5 protein-coding genes and 1 pseudogene are annotated in these 3,410 nt (G+C 67.6%); 3 read left to right on the forward strand and 3 right to left on the reverse strand.

What is annotated here, in order from left to right; genetic code table 11:
• A pseudogene (locus QZY48_RS02200) lies at positions 1-708 on the reverse strand (hypothetical protein); the annotation flags it as partial.
• A 369-nt stretch (positions 709-1,077) separates the two neighbouring features.
• On the opposite strand from QZY48_RS02200, the gene QZY48_RS02205 reads away from it, so the two are divergent.
• Together QZY48_RS02205 and QZY48_RS02210 are read left to right on the forward strand one after the other, a co-directional pair.
• Positions 1,078-1,365 (forward strand): DUF4351 domain-containing protein, encoded by a 288-nt coding sequence (locus QZY48_RS02205; RefSeq protein WP_295427112.1) that lies wholly within the window; start codon positions 1,078-1,080, stop codon positions 1,363-1,365.
• A 323-nt stretch (positions 1,366-1,688) separates the two neighbouring features.
• Positions 1,689-2,204, forward strand: a complete 516-nt coding sequence (locus QZY48_RS02210; protein WP_295427114.1) for a hypothetical protein — start codon at positions 1,689-1,691, stop codon at positions 2,202-2,204.
• Between the two features lie 33 nt (positions 2,205-2,237).
• On the opposite strand, the gene QZY48_RS02215 is transcribed toward QZY48_RS02210, so the two are convergent.
• Positions 2,238-2,927 (reverse strand): ABC transporter ATP-binding protein, encoded by a 690-nt coding sequence (locus QZY48_RS02215; protein WP_295427116.1) that lies wholly within the window; start codon positions 2,925-2,927, stop codon positions 2,238-2,240.
• Entirely contained in the window at positions 2,924-3,289 is a 366-nt protein-coding gene (locus tag QZY48_RS02220) for an FtsX-like permease family protein (RefSeq protein WP_366929627.1), read from the reverse strand. The genes QZY48_RS02215 and QZY48_RS02220 overlap by 4 nt, the downstream gene beginning before the upstream one ends.
• A 24-nt stretch (positions 3,290-3,313) precedes the next feature.
• Here QZY48_RS02220 and QZY48_RS34560 point away from each other — a divergent pair.
• Positions 3,314-3,410, forward strand: a 97-nt coding sequence (locus tag QZY48_RS34560; RefSeq protein ID WP_366929626.1) for a MerR family DNA-binding transcriptional regulator, incomplete at its 3' end; no start/stop codon positions are given.

Genomic DNA, 3,410 nt, shown 5'->3' on the forward strand with positions numbered 1-3,410 from the left:
GACGTAATTCCCCTCGGCCCAGATGGTGCGGCGCACCAGCGCCAGGCAATCGGAAAAGGTGGCCTGCGGCTTGAGGTACCAAGCGGTCGCGCGCGGCAAGGACGCCCAGTGCTCACGCCGCCGATGCACCATCAAGCAGACGATGGAAAACAGCGCCAGCAACGCCGGCGTGGTGCGGGCGATGGCCTTGGCGGCCCACTGGCGTTGGGTTTCCACCCCCAGGTGACGACGGACTTCAGCGAAGGTGACCTCGATCGACCAACGCAAGACAAACCACTCGATCACGCGCACTGGCAGCACGCTCAGGTCGGTGGTGAAAAATGCCTCGGGGGCGAGTGGCGCGGCCGGATCGACGGCCAGCACCCAGCGGATCGGCAGGGGCGGCCACCCCGGGGTATGCCAGAGACAGACCCCGCTGAGCAGACGCAGCGTCGGCCAGCCGGGCGGCAGCAGCGCGATCAGCAGCCCCAGCAGGATCTGCGACCCCTGCACCCCCGACCAGCGTCCCCGACTCAGCACCCGGTGGTAACGCTCAAACCGGGGCGCGTGCGCCAGCCCCATGACCCGCAGGGCCGCGGCCACCGTGCGCGGGCCTTGGGCCAGCAACGTGCCGGTCAACAAGACCTGCACATGGCGCCAGGTCGGCGCGGTGAACAGCGGCGCAAAGGGCAGCAAAGTCGGTACAATTGAGGCTGGCAGGTGGGGCATCAGGGGGTACGTCCGGTGTCTTGGTCGACTTCGGAACATACACTGTTGGTGGCCCGCCTGCCTTCCCCTGTGTGTCCCCGCGTGCCACGGCCACGGGCGTATGCTGGCTGGCCGCGACGATCGGCCGCCGCAACCCCCGCTCAGCGCACGCTTCGCCACCACCGCGGCGTCACGCGCGGGGCCGTCGCCCAACTGCAAAAATGGCCAAAGTCGAGACGGTCGTCGTGCCTTGTTTCTTGCGCTCTGCCTGGTATAGGACGATGGGACGGATGCCGCGCCCGTCCTGACGCGCCAAGTCTTCCAGAGCGGTCCGCTCACGCACTGCACCCGCAACCGTTGCGTGCCAGTCTCCGCCGTACTCAGTAACCTGTGCTGGTTCCCCTGGAGCAAACACGCGCCTATCAGGAAATCTTTGCCAAGGGCGAGGCCATCGGCAAGGCCGAGGGCAAGGCGGAAGGCAAGGCCGAAGGTAAAGCCGATGGACTGAAGCGGTTGCTGAGGCGCCGCTTTGGTGTCCTGCCCCGGTGGGCGGTCCAACGCCTGGGCGCCGCCGCCATCGACCAACTGGACGGCTGGCTGGAGGCTATCTTCGATGCGCAGAGCCTGGAGGCCCTGCTTGGACCCAAGCCCCGGCGGGGGATGACCAAGGGCTCTTAGAACGCGCATGGTGTGGACTTGGGCAGCCATTGTCACTGCCCGTTGACTGACCCGGCACGGGCGCCCTAAATTCGCCCCATCAGCCCTTGGAACCGGTCCCGCCGCATGTCCGACGACTTCGACAGCCCGTGGAAGGATATCCTGGAAGGCTACCTCCCGGACTTCATGGCCTTCTTCTTCCCCGTCGCCGCGGCCGAGTTCGCCTATCGGCTCTACGACCGCTACCGCCGCGAGATCGTCAGCCTTGCGGTCCTGGCCGACACCGCGCCCGGCCGGCGTCCCGGCGGGTTCGCGGTCGGGCGCTGGGCAGCCGTCTGGGGATCGTGTTTCCGAGCGTCAAGTTGCTCGATTACGCGGCGCGCCAGGCCGAGTTGGAGGCGAGCGACAATCCCTTTGCCACCCTGGTGCTGGCCCACTTGGCCGCCCAGGCCACCCGCGACGACGACCAGGCGCGCTACGAGCGCAAGCTCTATCTCACGCGGCGGCTCTACGAGCGGGGCCTGACGCGGCAGCGGATCATCGACCTGTACCGGTTCATCGACTGGATACTGCGCCTGCCGGAGGACCTGGAACTGCAATACACTGATGCGATCTTCCGCATCGAGGAGGGCTTACAGATGCCGTATGTCAGTTATGTCGAACGCCGTGGTGAAGCGCGAGGCGTTGCCATCGGGATCGCGCGCCTGCTACGCGGCCAGCTTGAAACGCGCTTCGGCTCCCTGCCCCCGGAGGCGCTCGCGCGTCTGGAGGGCGCCGATGTCGACCGCCTCATGGCCTGGGGCGAGCGGGTCTTCGACGCCAGGACGCTCACGGACGCGAACGCTGACCGGTCCGTGTAGCGAGGTCACGAGGGCCGGCAGATAAGGCCGCCCCTACCCCGGCCGCCAGTCCACATCGATCCTCCCATCGACAATCCCGATCCGCCGATCCGCCGCGGCGGCAAAGGCGGGGTCATGCGTGACGGCGACCACCGTCTTGCCCAGCTCGTGCGCCAGGTCGCGCAGGATCTGGCGGACCGTGCCGCCGGCCGCGGAGTCGAGGTTGCCGGTCGGCTCGTCGGCCAGGACCACCAGCGGGTCATTGGCAAGCGCCCGGGCGATGGCGACGCGCTGGCGCTGGCCGCCGGAGAGTTGGTGGGGGTGCTTGTCGGCCTGGTCGGCGACCCCCAGGCGCGTCAGCAGGTCCAGGCCGCGCGCGCGGGCGGCGGTCTCGTCGAGTTGGCCCAGGCGGCGCATGGGCAGCGTGACATTGTCGAGCACGGTGAATTCGGCGAGCAGGAAGTGGAACTGGAAGACGAACCCGAGCTTCGAGAGGCGCCGGTTGGCGAGCGCATCCTCCCCGTAGGCACTGGTGTCCTCGCCGTCGAGCCAGACCCGCCCGGCGGTCGGGACATCGAGCAGGCCCAACAGATAGAGGAGCGACGACTTGCCGGAGCCCGAGGGTCCCATGATGCAGATGAACTCGCCCCGCTCGATGGTGATGCACACGTCGTCGACCAGGGTGACCGGGACCTCGCCGGGCAGGATGCGCACCAGGTGCTCGGCGCTCAGGATGGTGCTCATGCCGCGCCCCGCAGGATCTCGACCGGGTGGACACGGCCCGCGCGGCGCGCCGGCAGGTAGGCCGCCAGCAGGCAGGACGCCATGGCAAAGGCGGCGGCGAGCGCGAATTGGCCCGCCCCCCACCAGATCGGCAGAAAGACCCGGTCGGTGACGCCGGGCGGTTTCAATTGCACCTGCGACAGGGCATACATGAGCCCGGCCCCCAGGGCCAGCCCGAAGAGGCTGCCGATCACCCCGATGATCAGGCCCTCGAACAGGAAGATGAGCCGCACGTCGCGGGCGTGGAAGCCCATGGATTTGAGGATCGCGATGTCGCGGGTCTTCTCCAACACGATGGTGGAGAGGGCTTGAACTGTTGCGATTAAAGTTGTACATTTTTGCCAAACATGAGCAAAAAAGTGTACAAAGTAAGGATAGGCGAGGCGGCGGAAGCTCTTGGGGTTTCGCCCGCGACCGTGCGCCGCTGGGAGACCAGTGGCAAGA

The sequence above is a fragment of the uncultured Thiodictyon sp. genome (assembly GCF_903828115.1).
Lineage (GTDB): Bacteria > Pseudomonadota > Gammaproteobacteria > Chromatiales > Chromatiaceae > Thiodictyon.